Raw genomic sequence first — 15,591 nt, 5'->3', positions numbered from 1 at the left:
CGCGTCAGTCCTCGTCGAGGACCAGTGGCTCACCGGCGGCAGCACGGCGCACCTTCTCGCGGCCGTTGTCCTCCTCACTACGCCCCTGACGCCAGTAGCCGGTGAAGGTGATCGCGCGCTTGTCGACACCACGGTCGCGGACCAGATTGCGCCGGGTGAGCTTCACCAACTCGGCCTCACCGGAGATCCACGCGTAGGGCACGCCCGCGGGGAGCTCGGCCGCACGGACCGCGGCGACCACCGCGTCGCCGTGCGGGCGATCACCGCGATGCACCCACTCGATCAGTACGTCGCCGCGGGTCTCGAAGCCCTGCTCGTCAGCCGGGCCTTCGACCTCGATGAACGCTCGCGCTCGCGCTCCCACGGCGAGGCGTTCGATGATCGCGCCGATCGCCGGAACCGCGGTCTCGTCACCGACGAGCAGCTGCCACTCGGGGTCGGCGGGCGGGGTGTAGAGCGCGTGCGGCGGGCAGAGCAGGCCGATCTCGTCGCCCGGCACCGCGGTCGACGCCCAGTCCGAGGCGGGACCCGCGTGCTCGGCGTGCAGGGCGAAATCGATGTCGAGCTCGCCGAGTTCGGGCCGCTGCGCCCGGACCGTGTAGGTCCGCATCGGCGGGCGGATCTCGTCGGGCATCGCGAGATAGCGCTGGTACCAACTCATCACACTGCCCGAGTCGTCCAGTGGCGGCGGCACGACGGGACGCGGCCTGCCCGGGAGCGGGAAGAAGAGCTTCGTGTACTGGTCGGGCCCGGCGTCGATGAGGGCGGCCGGGTCCGGACACCCGAGGGTCACCCGCACCATCCGCGGCGTCAGCCGTACCGCGCGACGAACCGTCAGCGGCGCGTAGACCATGGCCGGTCGATTCACAGTCCCAGTCGTCATTAGGCAAGCCTAACCTACTGCGCCTGCGAACTACCCGCCCTGATCGACGGCGAGGCCGGAAATGAGCTGCTCGATCACCGCGCGGACAGCGACGATATCCCCCGCGTCCGCCGAATGCGCCAGGTACTGCGCCGCCTCGTCCAGCGCACCGACCACCACCAGCGCCAGCGGCCGCACCGGCTGCTTCCTGATCCGGCCCGCGGCCATGGCACCGGCCATCGCGTTCTCCACCAGGCCGATGGTGTGCCGCAACTCGATCTCGCGCCACCGGGCCCACCCGAGCACCGCGGGCGCGTCGAGCAGCGCGATCCGGCGCACCTCGGTCGCGGTCGAGGCCTGCAACCACGCCAGGCAGCCCACGATCAGGCTCGCGATCGGATCCTCGGCACGCGCCTGGGCCACGGCGGCGGCGATCACCTCCACCAAGCTGCGCTCGAGATCCTCGAACACCGCCTCGAACAGATCCCGCTTCTCGCCGAACTGGTGATAGAGCGCGCCGCGACTGACCCCGGCCGCCTCGGCGACCGCGATCGTGCTCACCGCCCCGTACCCGAACTGCCCGAACAGCTCTCGCCCGGCACGGATCACCGCGGCACGCGTGGCGGCCGAGCGTTCGGCTTGGGTCCGGCGATCAGGATTCATGGCGACGTCGAAGTCTAGGGCAGGACGAGGGTCGCGGCAGATCCGAGGCCGTTCGCCCCTTGACCGGCCACACCGGATTCGGGAACATACAGTCATCCTGTTTGTATATTCGAAGGGCTTGGGGACCATGTCCGATGCCACCAAGGATCTGTTCGAGCGCTATCACGCCTGCTGGGCCGAGCGCGACCCCGACCGGATCGCCGCGCTACACACGCCCGATTCGGTCTTCCACCTGCACTCCGGGGGCGCACCCGCGCACGGGCGCGCGGAAATCCGAACCGCCGCCGCAGAGACCTTCGCCCTCGTCCCCGATCTGACTTTCACCCAGGTCGACCTGCGCGTCGGCGACGACTTCTGGGTGGTGCGATGGAAGCTGTCGGGCACCTCCGTCACCGGCGGCGCCGTCGATGTGGATATCGCGGACATGGTCACCGTCGAGGACGGCGCGGTCAAGGCGAAGCACACCTACGTCGACGGCGTGGCCATGCAGGCCGCGCTGACCGCGCCCTCCGAGATCGCCTGAAACTCGTGGAGCGGTGTGGCGGACCAGCATTGCGCGCGGTCTGATCTCAGGGCATCGGCAGCGGCGGTGTCTTCGGGAAACTCACGGGCAGCGCCGCGAGCGACCGATGGAACGGGCCGGGCCGCCACACCAGATCCTCGACCGGAACGGCGAGGCTCAATTCCGGGAGCGCGTCGAGCAATTGGTCGATCGCGTCCTGCACGATCAGGTACGCCACCGGTTTGGCCGGACAGCCGTGCGGCCCCGCGCTCCAGGCCAGGTGCGCCCGGTTGTCGACGACATCGCGCCCGGCGATGGCCGGATCGTTGTTGCAGGCCGACATGCTGATGACGACCGGTTCGTGTGCGGGCAGCCAGGTGTCCTCGACCAGGATCGGCTGACGCGGGTAGGTCATGCAGAAGTTGGCCAGCGGCGGGTCGGTGAACAGCACTTCGTCGAGCGCGTCGCGCGTGGACAAGCTGCCGCCGAGCACATCTCCGGCGAACCGGTCGTCGGTGAGCATCAGCCGCAAGGTGTTGACCACCAGGTTCAGCATCGGCTCGATGCCCGCGCCGTAGAGCACCAGCAGCTGGTGCACCATTTCCTCGTCGGTCAACGCCGCCGGGTGCTGGAGCAGGCGGGTGGCGACGTCGTCACCGGGTTCGCGCTGGCGCAACCCCACCAGATCGGCCAGTGCGGAGGCGAGCAGGTTGTTGCCCGCCTCGGCGTCGTCACCTTCGAAGATCTGCGCCATCCCGGTGGCGACCTGCTGCCCGATCTCGGGCGTGCACCCGAGCATCGAGTTCAGCGCCTGGAACACCAGCGGAAACGCGTACTGGCTCAACAAGTCCGCGGACCCGGTCGCGCAGAAGCTGTTGATCAGCGGGATGGCGAACTGTTCGACGGTGCTGTGCATCGCGTACAGATCCACCCCGGCGATCCCGGCGACATTGGCCTGCCGGTACCGGGTGTGCTCGGCACCGGTGGTGCGCAGCGCGGCTGGGCGGAACTGCAGCATCGGCAGCACCGGGCAGTCCAGCGGGATGTCGCGCTGCCACATGCGGGGGTCGGCCGGGAAGTGCTCCGGATCGTTGAGGATGCGCACGGCGGTGTGATAGCCGATCACCAGCGTGGCCCGGATGCCCGGCGACAACTCCACCGGCACCACCGAGCCGAACCGCCGCCGCATCCGCTGGTACGCCGCCTGTGGGTCGGCGGCGAATTCGGGTGCCCACATCGCCACCCGTTCGTCGGCGGCGATATCGACCGTCATGACGCTGTTGCTTCCTGTCTGCGAAAGAGGTATTCCGCCAGCGTGATCAGTGCGCGCAGGCCCTGATCACGGCGACGTGCGTCGAGCGCGATCACCGGAGTCTCGGGCGCGAGGTCGAGCGCCTCGCGCACCTCCTCGAGCGGGTAGCGCCGGAATCCTTCGAATTCGTTCACCGCCACCGCGTACGGCACGCCACGCTGTTCCAGCGCCGAGAGCACGTCATCGGCCTTCTCGATACGGCGGGTGTCGACGAGCACCAGCGCGCCGAGAGCACCACGAGCCAGTTCCTCCCACAGCGGGGCGAATCGTTCCTGGCCCGGCGTACCGAACAGGTACAGCGCCAGTTGGGGATTCAGGGTGATGCGGCCGAAATCCAGTGCGACAGTGGTCGACACCTTGCTGCCCAGACCCGCCATGTCGTCGACACCGATACTGGCCTCGGTGATCGTCTCTTCCGTGCGCAGTGGCCTGATCTCGGACACCCCGCACACGAAGGTGGTCTTGCCGACACCGAAATTGCCTGCGACCAGGATCTTCACCGACCGTGTCACGGTTTCCGCGACGTAGTCGACCTCATCCCGCGATGGCGCGGAGGCCATGCAGCACCTCCTTGATCAATGCGAGTTCCGGCTTCACCTGTGCCGGGGTGGGGCAGTGCAGGTGACCGCTGTCGAGCAGATCGGAGACGATGATCTTCACGACGGAGGCGGGCAGGTCGAGATAGGCCGACAGCTCGGCGATCGACAGAGCGCCACGGCGGCTGGTGAGAGCCAGCAGGCGACGTTCGTCGGGGCGGTGATCGGGACGCGCGTCCTCGACGGCACGGACCAGGGTCACCAGGTCCAGATCATGGGCGGCACGCACCCGCCCGCCGGTGCGCACATAGGACCGCACCAGATCGGGATCGCGCCTGCCGCGGCTCAATTCCTCCCGCCTAGGCGGGGCGCGCTGCCGATCTCGTGACCCACGCGCGAGGCCAGTTCGTTCATCCGATGCGCCACCAGCGCGACATCGACATCGGCGGTGGTGGCGACACCGAGCAGCGCGCCCACACCGGCGGCGGTGATCATGATCATGCCCTCGTCGTACTCGGTCATGTTCTGGCGCACCGCGTTCGACGGGCCTCCGCAGAACTCGCCGAGCGCCTTACCGAGCGAGCGCAGGCCCGAGGCCGCCGCGGCGAACCGTTCGGCGTCGTCTTTGCTCACGCCACGGGAGTGGGCGATGCGCAGTCCGTCCTCGGACAGCAGGACCGCGAAGCGGACGCCGGGGATCTCGAGATCCTCGAGCAGCCACGCCAATCGGTTGGTGCTATCGGCTACCGGTGTGCTCATCGGCTGTTCCTTCCGTGGTTCGCTCGGCCGCAGCGGCACGACCGCTGCGGGATCCGCTGCGCCAGGCAGCGGCGAGGTCGGGGCGCGCGTGCCCCGACTCTGTCGTTACCCCCGCCGAATCCGGGGCAACCGGTCTGCGGCGGCGCTTGGGCAGCCCGCCGCTGGTGATCTCGTGAACGTCGGCGCCGGGCGATTCGATCTCGGCGACCGGCACGGGAATGTGCGCGGGCGCGGCGAGTTCGGGCTCGGGCAGCCGCGGGGCGTCGCCGCTCACCAGCAGCGCCGACGGTACATACACCATGGCCCGCATGCCACCGAAGATGTTGGGCCCGTCGACGTGCACGGAGAATCCGTAGCGCCGGGCCAGCGCCGCGATGCCGGGGAAGCCGACCTTCGGCGCGGGGCCGAGATCGTGGATGTCGACCGGGCGTTCGCCGCTGAGCACCAGGCGCGCGTCCTCGAGCTGCTCGGGACTCATCCGCATGCCCGCGTCGTCGATGATCACGGTGACGCCGTGATGGCCCTCCTGGAAACCGATCTCGACGAACGACGACGGCGGTGAGTAGCGCAGCGCGTTGTCGAGCAGGGTCGCCATGGTGTGCACGAGCGGTTCGACCGCGCGGCTGATCACGATCCGGTCCGATTGGGCCGCGCGCACCCGCAGGAATTCCCTGACCCGTCCGGTCGCGCCGCCCGCCACATCGGTGAGCGACTGCTGCGGCCACCGGCGGCCGGGCAGACCGCCGGAGACGATCACATAGGACTGCGCCTGCCGGATCATCTGCTGCACGGTGTGGTCGATCCGGGTGAGCGTTTCGTAGATGGCGTCGTCGCGATGTTCGCGCAGTGCGGCACTGACGACCTGTCCGAGGTCGGTGCCCAGGCTCACCACCGAGGTGCCGAAGGAGCGCACCGCGGCGCTCGTGGCCGCCCGCGAGGATGCCGAGAGCTCACCGCGGGTCTGGTCCCGGGCGTCCTGTATCTCACCGAGGCGACGTTGTTCGCCGTAGCGCTCGACCATCGCCCTGGTTTCCTCGGTGACCACGCGCAGGTCCTCGGCATGACCCGTGGCAATCCACTGCAGCGCCTGGCCGAACTGCGAATCGCCCAGTTCCACCGGCAGATCCACCGCGACCGAGGGGATCTCGTGGCGGCGCACCGCGGCAGTGATCGCGGGCAGTGTGCCCTGCGCCAGCTGCATGAGGGCGTTCTCGCAGGCGAGGCGTTCCCGGATGGCGGCGTCGGCTCGCTGCCGCTGTCGGCGCTCGTTTCGCATGGCCATGACACTGACCGCGATCGCGAGCAGTAACAGCGGCGCACCGATGACGAGCAACAGCACCGCAATTCCTGAGTTCATCAGATCTTTCGTCGTCCTCGACCACACGGCGCTGTTGCCGGTGGCCCTCGCCGGCCGGCCCGCCGAGGCATTCACTGTCCACCGCGGGGTGATTTCGGATACCCGATTCACACGCCCCGATTCCAGCGACCCGCACACATTAGCAGCACACGTAACGATCGCGACACGGATCTTCCTGTCCGACATCATGTTTCCCGCTCGAAACATTGCACGCTACTGGACAGTTGATCTATTCTGGTTCGCTATGCCTCGAGCCGATGCTCGCGGAACCCCGGGTACCGGATATTATCCCGGCGTGGCGAAACTGAAGCTTTCCGTCGATGTCCCCGTCCCACCGGACCAGGCCTGGGCGCACGCGTCCGACCTTCCGCACCTCGGCGATTGGCTGACCATTCACGAGGCTTGGCGCGGAACACTGCCCGAGGAGCTGACACCGGGCACCGTTGTCGCCGGCATCGCCCGCGTGAAGGGCTTCCGCAACAAAGTCACCTGGACCGTGCGCACCGCCGAACCGCCGCGCAAGCTCGCCCTCACCGGCACGGGTATCGGCGGCACCAAGTTCGGCCTCGGCATGCTCGTCGAGCCGAGCGGTAGCGGGTCGAAGGTAAGTGTCGACATCGACCTGGGCGGTGCGCCGCTGTTCGGCCCGATCGGGTCCGCCGTCGCGAAGGCCCTGCGCGGCGATATCGAGCGCTCACTGGAGATGTTCGTCAAGCTCTACGGCTGAACCCCGACGCGAAAGCCCGGACGGAACAGAGAGTTCCGTCCGGGCTTTCCGCGTATGACCGATCAGGCCAGCGCCACAGCTTCGGCGTCGATCGGCGCCTTCGGCTTGGTTCGCGGCAGGAAGAACGCCGGGATCAGGGTCAGCAGAGCGAGTACCACGGTGACCCAGTACGTGTTGCTGAACGCTGTCGCCGCCAGGTCGAGTCCCTGCTCGATGACCGACGGGGGAACCTGCGCGGCGAGATCGGGCCGGGCGTTGGCGCCGATCGCGACCTTCGCCTCCGGGTGATCGTTGAGCTGGGCGGCCAGCACGACCGACATCGTCGCCGTGCCGATCGACGCCGCGGTCTGGTTGATGATGTTCATCAATGTCGAACCACGCGCGACCTGTGCGTGCGAGAGCGTCTGGATCGCGGCGGTCATCACCGGCATCATGGTGCAGCCCATGCCCAGACCCATCACGAACAGCGCGCCACCGATCAGCAGGTAGGAGGTGTCGGCGCCCAGCTGGGTGAACCCGGCCAAGCCGAGGGTGATGAAGGTGATGCCGAACATGACGATCTTGCCGGGGCCGATCTTGTCGACCAGGAATCCCGCGATCGGCATCGTCAGCATGGCGCCGATACCCTGTGGGGCCATGAGCAGACCGGAGTCGAACGCCGTCTCCCCGCGCACCTGCTGCAGGTAGTTCGGCAGCAGGAAGCCTGCGCCGAAGAACGCCGTCGCGAACAGCGACATGGTGAGCACGGAGTACCGCAGCGACGGGTTGGAGAACAGCCGCAGGTCGATCAACGGATGCTCGGTGCGCAGCGCGTGGAACACGAACGCCACCAGCAGCGCCGCGCCGATGATCGCCGGAATCAGCACGCGCGAGGCCATCACGGTGCCCTTCTCCGGAATGGAGGAGACACCGAACAGGAACAGCGCCAGACCCGGCGAGGCCAGCAGCATGCCGAGGAAGTCGAACGATTCCGAGGGTTTGGGCTTGTCGGGAGCGAACACGATCCAGGCCAGGATCAGCGCGACGATGCCCAGCGGCAGGTTGATCAGGAAGATCCAGTGCCAGCTGAAGGAGTCGATGAGCCAGCCACCGAGAATGGGGCCACAGATCGGGCCGAGCAACATGGGCACGCCGAGTACCGCCATCACCCGCCCGATCCGCTGCGGGCCCGCGGCGTGGGTCATGATCGTCATACCGAGGGGCATGAGCATGCCGCCGCCGATGCCCTGGATGACACGGAAGGCCACCAGCGACTCGATACTCCACGCCATCGAACACAGCACCGACCCGATGATGAAGAAGGTCAGCGCCGCCATATAGAGGCGTTTGGTGCCGAAGCGATCGGCGGCCCAGCCGGTCATCGGGATGACCGAGGCCAGCGCCAAGGTGTAACCGGTCATGGTCCAGGCGACGACCTCGACGGAGGCGTTGAAGTCCTGCATGAACGTCGGGATCGCCACGGTGACGACCGTGATGTCGAGAATCGACATCACCGCGCCCAAGACGACGACGCCCGCCACCTTCAACACGGCGGCATCCAGCTTGTCAGGAGTGTGATCGGGCGCGGCGGCGCCGATATCCGGAGGTTTCGTCACCGGTTAACCCAAGCACCTTTCGCTGCCGATGACCAGTGAAATTTTCTGTTCGTGATCTGGTCGATGTCACACCCGCGTGATCGTCGCCGCCTCGCTCGCCATGAGCGCCGCCCTCGTCGCGGCACTCGATGCCGGCAGCATCGGCAGCCGAACGGCCGCGCTGGAGATCTGACCGCGCTCGGCGAGCACCGCCTTGATGACCGTCGGGTTGGGCTCGGCGAACAGGGCCGCGCCGAGCGCGTCGAGACGGTCACCGATCGCGCGGGCCCGGACGACGTCACCGGCGTGCCATGCCTCGATGAGATCGGCGTATTCACGGGGCGCGATATTGGCCGCGGCCAGGATCGCGCCGTGCGCGCCGAGAGCCAGCAGCGCGGAGGCGAAACGGTCGTCGCCGCTGAGCACTGTCGCCGGGGTATGGGCGGCCATCAATTCGACACTGGCCGCGTCGATTCCGCCCACGGCGTGCTTGAAGCCGGCGATGTTCGGGGTATTCGCGAGACGAATCAACGTGCTGCCGCTGAGCGGGCGTCCGGTGCGGTGCGGCACGTCATAGACGAGCAGAGGGGCCGGGCTGATCGCTGCCAACTGCGTGAAGTGCGCGATCACGCCTTCTTCGCTTGGTCGCACGTAGTAGGGCACCACCGCCAGCACGGCCGCGACGGGCCGCGCGAGTTCGGCGATCGCTCGCACCGATTCCGCGGTGGCGTTGCCGCCCGCGCAGGCGATCAGCGGTGCGCCGCGGTCGGCGCAGACGCTCGCGCAGATATCCAGGACTCGCGCACGCTCGGCGGCAGTGAGCGCGGACGGCTCCGCCGTGGTGCCGAGCGCGACGAGTCCGGTCGCCCCCGCGTCGAGGACAGCGTGCGCGTGTCGTTCCAGCGCCGCGGGCTCGACGGCCCCGTCGGCGGTGAACGGCGTGATCAAAGGGACGAAGAGGCCGTGTAGCGATGTCATGACTCTATCGTCGAGCCAGATCCACCATCAGGTCCAGTTCACATTCATGATGATGACCGTAAGCTGAACTGATGCTCGATGTCCGCAAACTTCGCCTGCTCCGCGAACTCGCCCATCGCGGCACCATCGCCGCGGTCGCCGAGGCGCTCAGCTATACGCCTTCGGCGGTATCCCAGCAGCTCACCGCGCTCGAACGCGAAGCGGGCGTCCCACTACTGGAACGCTCGGGCCGCCGCGTCGCTCTCACCCCCGCCGCGCAGCTCCTCGTCGGGCACACCGAAACGATCCTGGCCGCCCTCGAACACGCCGACGCCGAATTGTCCTGTACCAGGGACGAGCTGGCCGGCACCCTGCGCATCGGCACCTTTCCGACCGCGGCGCGCACCCTGCTGTCGCCCGCCCTCGTCACCTTGAGCACCGACCACCCGCGCCTGGAACTCACCGTCACCGAAATCGACCCCGCCGACATCCCGAACGCCCTGCGCGCGGGGACCCTGGATATCGCGCTCACCCACGACTACGACCTGGTCCCCGCCGACACGGACCCCTCCTTGCAAACCGAGCCCCTCCACACCGAAACCGTCTACCTGGCCACACTGGGCCCCGTGCCCACCGAGGACTCGCTGGCCGCACACCGCCGATCCCCCTGGATCGCGGGCACCCCCGGCACGCTGTGCCATACCCTGACGATCCGAGCCTGTCAGGCAACAGGATTCACCCCCCACATCCGCCACCACGCCGACGACTTCGACACCGTCCTGACCCTCGTCGCCGCAGGCGCGGGCACCGCCATAGTCCCCGCCCTCGCCCTCTACGCACCCCCCGAACACATCACCCTCACTCCCCTGCCGATCCGCCGCCACACCCAGCTCGTATACCGCAACGGCACCGGCCTGCATCCGGCGATCCACGCCGCCCGGCTCGCCCTGCACGCCGCGGGCTAGGCACCTCCGGCTTACCGCCGATCGGTGGGATAATCGAGCCGGTCGACAGGGGAGACCGCAGTGATGACATCGAGTAGTGGGAGTAGCCCATGGCACGAGTCAGGACCGGAATAGTCGATCCGGGTCTTCATTCCCGCGGTGCGCCGGATCTCACCCACCGCACGGCGAAGTTCGTTGCCGCGACGACCGGTGCCGACTCCCTGTGGGTCGTCGACCACTTGATCGGGTTGTTTCCCTCGTCGGTGTGGAAGCCGAGCCATGCGGGCGGCGCACGGGTCGTTCCCGTCGCCGACGCGTACTACGAACCGTGGACCCTGCTCGGGCGCGCGGCGGCGCAGAATCGGTGGAGTCGGCTTCGGCTCGGGGTGGGAGTCACCGACGCCGGTCGCAGGCATCCGGCGGTGACCGCACAGGCCGCAGCGACCTTGCATCTACTCAGCGGCGGGCGAGCGATTCTCGGGATCGGTCCCGGAGAACGCGAGAACAACGAGCCCTACGGTGTCGATTGGCAACGCCCGGTCGCGCGCTTCGAGGAGGCTGTCGCGACGATTCGGGCATTGTGGGAGTCCCACGGTGAGCCGATCTCCCGGGATTCCGAATTCTTCCCTCTCCGCGACGCGGTCTTCGCGCTGCCGCCGCACCGCGGTACCCGACCGGAGCTCTGGATGGGAGCGCACGGACCGCGCATGCTCAGGGTGGCCGGTCGATTCGCCGACGCGTGGCTGCCCGCCTTTCCGGGCAGCCCAGCCGAATACCGCGACAAGCTCGACACGATCAGGACCGCGGCCTCGGATGCCGGACGCGACCCGTCTGCGGTCCAAGCGGCCGGGTGGCAGTGGATCATCACCGCGAAGTCGCAGACGATTGTCGAGGAGATCCTCGATTCGGCGGTGATCCGCGCCTACATGCTCGCCGCGTCCGCGCAGGCCTGGGCACGCCATGGCGTCGAGCATCCGTTGGGCCCCACGTTCTCCGGCGCCCAGGACATCCTGCCGCAGACCATCGACGAGGCCACTGCGCTGGAATACGGTCGACGCGCACCGCTGTCGTTGATCCGAGATGTCTTTCAGGTCGGCACACCGGCAGAGGTGCTCGACCAGATCGCCGAACGGCGCGACCACGGATTGACCTACGCCGTATTGGTTGACCTCGGCGCCTGTCACCCGAAACTGCGGACGGGACTCCTGACCGGGTCATCGTTCGCCAAGGTCGCACGCGGAATCCGCCGACTGTGACGAACCGCCGTGGCGGTAGGCGATTTCGGTGGCCGCGTCGGGGTGCGTCGACGGCGACGGCGGCGGCATAAGGGCTCGCCTGATCTACTCGACGGTCAACCCGTCGCGGCCGCGAGACGCGCGGAGCGCTGCAGGCGAGCGCCGAGCAGAGTCAGGCACAGGGCAAGGACCAGGAGCAGAGCCAGGGTCCATGCCAGGGTCGAAAAGCCGTGTGGCGCCGTCGCTGCCGCGACGATCGGGCCCAGGGTCGCGCCGACGTAGAAGCTGAACATGGCGACCGAAGAGGCTGCCGCGCGGGCATCGCCGCCGAGTTCACCCGCGCTCTGCAACACCGCGGGGGCGATGACGCCGAGGCCACCGACCAGGACCGCCAGCAGCACAGTGAGGACCGCCAGGTGCGAGCCTTCGAAGGTCGCGGCGACCATCGCGGTGGCCGCGATCAGCACGCCGAGGACCATCTGGGTGGGCTTGGACAGGCGCGCCAGCGGAATGGCGAGCAGTGGCAGCGCCATCATCACCGGCAGGGCGCCCGCCCGCAGGGTCAGCAGTTCGCCGGAACCGGTGACCAGGCCGGTGAGCTCGATCCCGGTGTAGATGCCGACCATGACGGCCATGCTCAGGGCGCCCGCCACGAGCATCGGGAGCAGCGGCGTGATGCGCAGCACCGCGGGAATGGCGGCGTAGCTGCGACACAGCGGGAGGTCACGGCCGGTGGGGGCGTCATCGAGCATGACGGCCCGCAGCGCGAAGGCCAAGGCCGCGAAAACGACCGCGGAGCCGAGGAATACGGCGCGCCACGGGAACGACGCGACCACGGCCTGCGAGACGATCTGGGCGATGACGGTGGCGGCCAGGAAGGAGGTGGCCACCGACATGGTGACCACGGCCCGGTGCCCCGGCGCGATGCGCGTGCCGACGTAGGCCATGATCGCGGGCGGAATGGAGCCGACGACGAGGCCCTGCACGATCCGGAGCGCGATGGCCACGGGCGCACTGAACGCCAGACCGGTCAACAGGGTGACCACCGCGGCCACGAGCATGCCGGTGACCAGGACCCGGCGATGGCCGTATCGATCCGACAGCGGGCCGAACAGCACGAAGCCGCCCGCGTAGCCGAAGGCGAAGGCGCTGATGACCCACGTCATCGCCCCCGAACCCACACTCCACTCTGCTTTCATGGCTTCGAACAGGGGAATCGGCGTGTACATCTGGCCGGTGGCCAACAGGGCCGACAGCACGAAAACGGGGAGGGTGCGCCCGGTGTGCGTACGGTGCGACGTGTCGCGAACGCGGGCAGGGGCCGGACTTCCGACCGGAAGCTGGACTGTCGGTGATGCCATGTCGACGACAGTAGGCTCGCACAGCGACAGAGTCAACCAAATAGTTGGTTTAAAGACCTGGTAAAGTCGGCCCCATGACGGCGAGCACCATCAAACGCAGCGACGCGACCAGACAGGCCCTATTGCGTGCGGCGCGAGCCGAATTCGCGCAGTACGGTCTGGCCGGAGCCCGCGTCGATCGCATCGCCGAGGCCGCCGGCGTCAACAAGGAACGCATCTACGGCCTGTTCGGCAGCAAGGACAGGCTGTTCGACGTCATCATCGTCGACACCATGCGCGAATTCCTGGAGGTCGTCCAGCCACTCGCCGAGACCGAGCCGGGCGACTACGTCGGCAAGCTCTTCGACTACCACCGCGACCATCCGCAGCTACTGCGCCTGCTGCTCTGGGAGGGCTTGCACCGCGGCGCCGACGCCCACGATGTCGACGGTTGGCGCGCTGACCACTACGGACAGAAATTCGACCGTGCCCAAGAACAATTCGGTGTCGACGAGAAGCAGGCAGGCCGCCTCCTACTCGCCCTCTGCGGCCTCGCCAACTGGACCCACGCCGTCCCCCAGACCACGCGCCTGTTACTCGGTGACGCCGCCTCCGACACCGACGCCACCCGCGAGTTCGTGAAGGAATTCGCTCGAGCCGCACTGCGAAACCTCGCGACCACACCACAACCCGTCGCGCCGCAGCCGGACGCCACCCTCCCCGAACCGGTCAATGCATTGACCACCCCGGTAGACGACGCCGCCCGCCGCCTTCGCGAAGCCCAAGCCGCTGCCGATGCCGCCCGCGCCGAACTCGCAACCGCCCTGCGCACCGCCCACGCCGCCGGGGCGGGGGCGAATCAGCTCGCCCGCCGAGTCGCCGGAACCATGTCCCGCCCCCTCGTCCTCAAGCTCCTGACCGACTAGACCCCAAACGCCGCGATCTACGCGGTCTTCTCGCGGTGGGAGCCGCGTTGGCGGGTGCGGGTGGCCGAGACGGGGTCGATGTCGGGCATGGACCATTGGGCGGACAGGGCCAGGCTGGGCTCACGGCCGGAAGCTACGTGGCGGTAGGCGATTTCGGCGGCCGCGTCGCAGTCGTGCGCGGCGATCGCGGCGTAGAGGGCTTCGTGTTCGTCGCATTGGGTGCCCGGGTCACGTTCCTTGGTCAGGTGGAACAGCCAGCGGACTCGGGATTCCAAGGGGCGCAACAACGACTGCAACAGCGGGTTGCCGGACACTTCGACAATGACGGCGTGAAACCCCGCGTTCGCGGCGGCGATCGCGGCTTGGTCACCACGGGCAGTGGCCTGGCGGGCCGCGGTGAGCTGCGTGCGCAGGGCGGTGAGGTCGGCCGGCTCGGCGCGTTCGGCGGCCAGGCGCGCCGCGAGGACTTCGAGGCTTTCGCGAACATCGAACAGGTCACGCACGTCGGTCACCGTGAACGGGGCGACGATCGCGCCCTGCCTCGGCACGATCACGACCAGGCCCTCGCGTTCGAGCATCTGCAGCGCCTCGCGCAGCGGGATCCGCGAGATGGCCAGCTCGGTGGCGAGGTCGCGTTCCACGAGCCGCTGACCAGGGCTCAAGCGCAGATCGATGATCCGGTCACGTAACTCCTCGTAGGCCTGATCCCGCAGCGACTTCTTCGCCGGTTCGTCTGCCACCGCACCATCCTTCTGCTCCTGCACGCCACCACGGTAGTCCGCTCGCGGCATGCGACCGTTTCTTACTTTTCGGTAATCCGCCCGTCATCTCCGAGCCCCAGGCTGACACTTAACGGTATACCGCTAAGTGAGCGGTTCGTTCGATCAAGGAGTACCCCGTGCACAAGTCCACTCGGCGCGCGATCGCCTTCGGCTCGGCCGCCCTCGCCGCCGCTGCCCTCCTGTCGGCCTGTGGCTCCGCCGATTCCACGGCGTCGGGCGGCAAGCTGAAGGTCGGCGTGTTCTTCCCCGGCTCACTGTCGGACACCGGCTTCATGCAGTCCGGCTATCTCGGCTACCAGCGCGTCGCCGACGCGCTCGGCGACAAGGTGGAACTCAGCAAGGTCGAACAGGTCGCCGCCAGCGACTACCAGCAGGCCCTGGTCCGCTTCGCCTCGGCCAACGACCTGGTGATCTCCCTCGGCGGCCAGACCGACGCCGACGTGCGCAAGGTGGCGCCACAGTTCCCGAACGTGAAGTTCGTCGAGATCGGCGGACCGGCCGACGCCAAACCACTCGCCAACCTCGCCTACTACGACCCGCAGCAGGCCGAGGCCGAATTCCTCAGCGGCGCGGTATCGGCGGCGGGGTCCAAGTCGGGCACAGTGGCCTTCGTCGGCGGCGTCGAACTGCCCGCGATCGTCAACGCCGCCAACGCCTTCGGCAACGGTGCGCGGTTCGCGAAGCCCGACGCGAAGGTACTCACCCCGCAGTACGTCGGCGACTTCAACGACCCCGCCAAGGCCAAGCAGGCCGCACTGGCCGACTACGGCGCCGGCGCGGGCACGCTCGGCCAGATCGTGAACCTGGGCAAGGCGGGCATGGAGCAGGCCGCCACCCAGTCCAACGCCACGATGGTCGGCGGCCCGATCCCCGGCGACTGCACCAACCCCGCGTACCTGGGCTACGTACACACCGATATCGGCGCCGAGGTCGAGTTCGCGGTGAAGGCCGTTCTGGACGACTCGTGGAAGGCCGAGAACGTGCGCTTCGGGCTGACCTCGCCCAACGACGGCACCGATTTCGTGCTGTGCAGCAAGGACTCCGGGGTCGCCGACGCACTCGCGAAGGCGAAAACGGCACTGTCCACCGGCGCGGTCAAGCCGTACTGATCCACG

General features: G+C 68.3%; 17 protein-coding genes. 6 read left to right on the top strand and 11 right to left on the bottom strand.

The annotated features are described in order from the left end of the window. Positions 1-4: 4 nt before the first annotated feature. Both ACFQ9R_RS09550 and ACFQ9R_RS09545 read right to left on the bottom strand, forming a co-directional pair. A complete protein-coding gene (locus tag ACFQ9R_RS09550) occupies positions 5-883 on the bottom strand; it encodes a siderophore-interacting protein (RefSeq protein ID WP_378989923.1) in 879 nt (292 codons plus the stop codon). Between the two features lie 30 nt (positions 884-913). Further along, positions 914-1,525, bottom strand: coding sequence for a TetR/AcrR family transcriptional regulator (locus ACFQ9R_RS09545; RefSeq protein WP_378989922.1), 612 nt, complete (start codon positions 1,523-1,525; stop codon positions 914-916). A gap of 127 nt (positions 1,526-1,652) precedes the next feature. Here ACFQ9R_RS09545 and ACFQ9R_RS09540 point away from each other — a divergent pair, with 127 nt between their 5' ends. Then, positions 1,653-2,048 carry a nuclear transport factor 2 family protein gene (locus ACFQ9R_RS09540; RefSeq protein ID WP_378990020.1) on the top strand — a complete coding sequence of 132 codons (396 nt, stop codon included), beginning with the start codon at positions 1,653-1,655 and terminating at the stop codon, positions 2,046-2,048. 46 nt (positions 2,049-2,094) lie between these two features. Here the strand turns inward: ACFQ9R_RS09540 and ACFQ9R_RS09535 are convergent, their stop codons facing one another. Genes ACFQ9R_RS09535 through ACFQ9R_RS09515 form a run of 5 tightly spaced genes read right to left on the bottom strand, consistent with a single transcriptional unit; the run spans position 2,095 to position 5,991 of the window. Continuing rightward, positions 2,095-3,300: a cytochrome P450 gene (locus ACFQ9R_RS09535; protein WP_378989921.1), complete on the bottom strand. Its 1,206-nt coding sequence runs from the start codon at positions 3,298-3,300 to the stop codon at positions 2,095-2,097. Further along, entirely contained in the window at positions 3,297-3,899 is a 603-nt protein-coding gene (locus ACFQ9R_RS09530) for an ATP/GTP-binding protein (RefSeq protein WP_266289261.1), read from the bottom strand. Before ACFQ9R_RS09530 ends, ACFQ9R_RS09535 begins: the two co-directional genes overlap by 4 nt. Further along, the gene (locus ACFQ9R_RS09525) at positions 3,874-4,224 is read right to left on the bottom strand and encodes a DUF742 domain-containing protein (protein WP_056817094.1); all 351 of its coding nucleotides are present in this window, start codon (positions 4,222-4,224) and stop codon (positions 3,874-3,876) included. The genes ACFQ9R_RS09530 and ACFQ9R_RS09525 overlap by 26 nt, the downstream gene beginning before the upstream one ends. After that, positions 4,221-4,634: a roadblock/LC7 domain-containing protein gene (locus ACFQ9R_RS09520; RefSeq protein ID WP_378989920.1), complete on the bottom strand. Its 414-nt coding sequence runs from the start codon at positions 4,632-4,634 to the stop codon at positions 4,221-4,223. Before ACFQ9R_RS09520 ends, ACFQ9R_RS09525 begins: the two co-directional genes overlap by 4 nt. Further along, entirely contained in the window at positions 4,612-5,991 is a 1,380-nt protein-coding gene (locus ACFQ9R_RS09515) for a sensor histidine kinase (protein ID WP_378989919.1), read from the bottom strand. Before ACFQ9R_RS09515 ends, ACFQ9R_RS09520 begins: the two co-directional genes overlap by 23 nt. 295 nt (positions 5,992-6,286) lie before the next feature. On the opposite strand from ACFQ9R_RS09515, the gene ACFQ9R_RS09510 reads away from it, so the two are divergent. After that, the gene (locus ACFQ9R_RS09510; protein WP_378989917.1) at positions 6,287-6,718 is read left to right on the top strand and encodes an SRPBCC family protein; all 432 of its coding nucleotides are present in this window, start codon (positions 6,287-6,289) and stop codon (positions 6,716-6,718) included. A gap of 62 nt (positions 6,719-6,780) precedes the next feature. On the opposite strand, the gene ACFQ9R_RS09505 is transcribed toward ACFQ9R_RS09510, so the two are convergent. Together ACFQ9R_RS09505 and dapA are read right to left on the bottom strand one after the other, a co-directional pair. Further along, positions 6,781-8,313, bottom strand: coding sequence for a DHA2 family efflux MFS transporter permease subunit (locus tag ACFQ9R_RS09505; protein ID WP_378989914.1), 1,533 nt, complete (start codon positions 8,311-8,313; stop codon positions 6,781-6,783). Positions 8,314-8,379: 66 nt separating this feature from the next. Further along, positions 8,380-9,270: a 4-hydroxy-tetrahydrodipicolinate synthase gene (dapA, locus tag ACFQ9R_RS09500; RefSeq protein ID WP_378989913.1), complete on the bottom strand. Its 891-nt coding sequence runs from the start codon at positions 9,268-9,270 to the stop codon at positions 8,380-8,382. Between the two features lie 71 nt (positions 9,271-9,341). Here dapA and ACFQ9R_RS09495 point away from each other — a divergent pair, with 71 nt between their 5' ends. Continuing rightward, positions 9,342-10,214 (top strand): LysR family transcriptional regulator, encoded by an 873-nt coding sequence (locus tag ACFQ9R_RS09495; RefSeq protein WP_378989911.1) that lies wholly within the window; start codon positions 9,342-9,344, stop codon positions 10,212-10,214. Between the two features lie 89 nt (positions 10,215-10,303). Then, positions 10,304-11,449: an LLM class flavin-dependent oxidoreductase gene (locus tag ACFQ9R_RS09490; protein WP_378989910.1), complete on the top strand. Its 1,146-nt coding sequence runs from the start codon at positions 10,304-10,306 to the stop codon at positions 11,447-11,449. A gap of 95 nt (positions 11,450-11,544) precedes the next feature. Here ACFQ9R_RS09490 and ACFQ9R_RS09485 read toward each other — a convergent pair whose 3' ends face one another. Beyond that, on the bottom strand, positions 11,545-12,789 hold the full coding sequence (locus tag ACFQ9R_RS09485; RefSeq protein WP_378989909.1) for an MFS transporter: 1,245 nt from the start codon (positions 12,787-12,789) through the stop codon (positions 11,545-11,547). Between the two features lie 74 nt (positions 12,790-12,863). Here ACFQ9R_RS09485 and ACFQ9R_RS09480 point away from each other — a divergent pair, with 74 nt between their 5' ends. After that, positions 12,864-13,694, top strand: a complete 831-nt coding sequence (locus tag ACFQ9R_RS09480) for a TetR/AcrR family transcriptional regulator (RefSeq protein WP_378989908.1) — start codon at positions 12,864-12,866, stop codon at positions 13,692-13,694. A gap of 17 nt (positions 13,695-13,711) precedes the next feature. On the opposite strand, the gene ACFQ9R_RS09475 is transcribed toward ACFQ9R_RS09480, so the two are convergent. Further along, positions 13,712-14,458: a GntR family transcriptional regulator gene (locus ACFQ9R_RS09475; RefSeq protein WP_378989907.1), complete on the bottom strand. Its 747-nt coding sequence runs from the start codon at positions 14,456-14,458 to the stop codon at positions 13,712-13,714. A gap of 134 nt (positions 14,459-14,592) precedes the next feature. Here ACFQ9R_RS09475 and ACFQ9R_RS09470 point away from each other — a divergent pair, with 134 nt between their 5' ends. Next, on the top strand, positions 14,593-15,585 hold the full coding sequence (locus ACFQ9R_RS09470) for a BMP family protein (RefSeq protein WP_378989906.1): 993 nt from the start codon (positions 14,593-14,595) through the stop codon (positions 15,583-15,585). Positions 15,586-15,591: the final 6 nt, after the last annotated feature.

The organism is Nocardia sp. NPDC056541, assembly GCF_042794235.1.
Taxonomy (GTDB): Bacteria; Actinomycetota; Actinomycetes; order Mycobacteriales; family Mycobacteriaceae; genus Nocardia.
This window is presented reverse-complemented; position numbering and strand designations above follow the sequence as displayed.

What these genes read in the sequence shown, in the direction of transcription:
- ACFQ9R_RS09550 (WP_378989923.1), bottom strand. Translation starts at nt 883, where the DNA reads ATGACGACTGGGACTGTGAATCGACCGGCCATGGTCTACGCGCCGCTG.
- ACFQ9R_RS09545 (WP_378989922.1), bottom strand. Translation starts at nt 1,525, where the DNA reads ATGAATCCTGATCGCCGGACCCAAGCCGAACGCTCGGCCGCCACGCGT.
- ACFQ9R_RS09540 (WP_378990020.1), top strand. Translation starts at nt 1,653, where the DNA reads ATGTCCGATGCCACCAAGGATCTGTTCGAGCGCTATCACGCCTGCTGG.
- ACFQ9R_RS09535 (WP_378989921.1), bottom strand. Translation starts at nt 3,300, where the DNA reads ATGACGGTCGATATCGCCGCCGACGAACGGGTGGCGATGTGGGCACCC.
- ACFQ9R_RS09530 (WP_266289261.1), bottom strand. Translation starts at nt 3,899, where the DNA reads ATGGCCTCCGCGCCATCGCGGGATGAGGTCGACTACGTCGCGGAAACC.
- ACFQ9R_RS09520 (WP_378989920.1), bottom strand. Translation starts at nt 4,634, where the DNA reads ATGAGCACACCGGTAGCCGATAGCACCAACCGATTGGCGTGGCTGCTC.
- ACFQ9R_RS09515 (WP_378989919.1), bottom strand. Translation starts at nt 5,991, where the DNA reads ATGAACTCAGGAATTGCGGTGCTGTTGCTCGTCATCGGTGCGCCGCTG.
- dapA (WP_378989913.1), bottom strand. Translation starts at nt 9,270, where the DNA reads ATGACATCGCTACACGGCCTCTTCGTCCCTTTGATCACGCCGTTCACC.
- ACFQ9R_RS09495 (WP_378989911.1), top strand. Translation starts at nt 9,342, where the DNA reads ATGCTCGATGTCCGCAAACTTCGCCTGCTCCGCGAACTCGCCCATCGC.
- ACFQ9R_RS09490 (WP_378989910.1), top strand. Translation starts at nt 10,304, where the DNA reads ATGGCACGAGTCAGGACCGGAATAGTCGATCCGGGTCTTCATTCCCGC.
- ACFQ9R_RS09485 (WP_378989909.1), bottom strand. Translation starts at nt 12,789, where the DNA reads ATGGCATCACCGACAGTCCAGCTTCCGGTCGGAAGTCCGGCCCCTGCC.
- ACFQ9R_RS09480 (WP_378989908.1), top strand. Translation starts at nt 12,864, where the DNA reads ATGACGGCGAGCACCATCAAACGCAGCGACGCGACCAGACAGGCCCTA.